The following is a 278-nucleotide window of genomic DNA, read 5'->3' as shown; positions in this document are numbered from 1 at the left end:
GTGGCCTTCAAGCTGCGGAAGCTGAAATGAGGGCGGTGCCATCGTTGTTGCTGGGGGTGGCACTGGCCCTGAGCGCTTGCGCGCCGGGCGGCCTTCCGCACGCGCTGACCGGTGGCAAGGATCAGCCGCCGCGCGCCGGTGTGGACGTGCGCCTGAGCGCGGTCGATGCGGCCGGCAACGGCACTCCGGCGCGCTGGCAAGGTGAAACCCTGGCCCTGCGCGAGCCGCCGATTGCCGGTAGCGCCGACATCGCCGATGTGCGCTACGTGCTGGATCAG

Annotated in this window: 1 protein-coding gene; it reads left to right on the top strand. The window is 70.9% G+C overall.

Annotated elements, in window-relative coordinates; all coding sequences use genetic code 11:
• Positions 1 to 26: 26 nt before the first annotated feature.
• Positions 27 to 278: hypothetical protein (locus EN846_RS34885; protein WP_210236175.1), on the top strand; the 252-nt coding region annotated here is incomplete at its 3' end.

Source organism: Mesorhizobium sp. M4B.F.Ca.ET.203.01.1.1, from assembly GCF_004791025.1.
Lineage (GTDB): Bacteria > Pseudomonadota > Alphaproteobacteria > Rhizobiales > Rhizobiaceae > Mesorhizobium > Mesorhizobium abyssinicae.
Note: the sequence above shows the minus strand (reverse complement) of the source record. Positions and strands in the feature narration are given on the sequence as shown.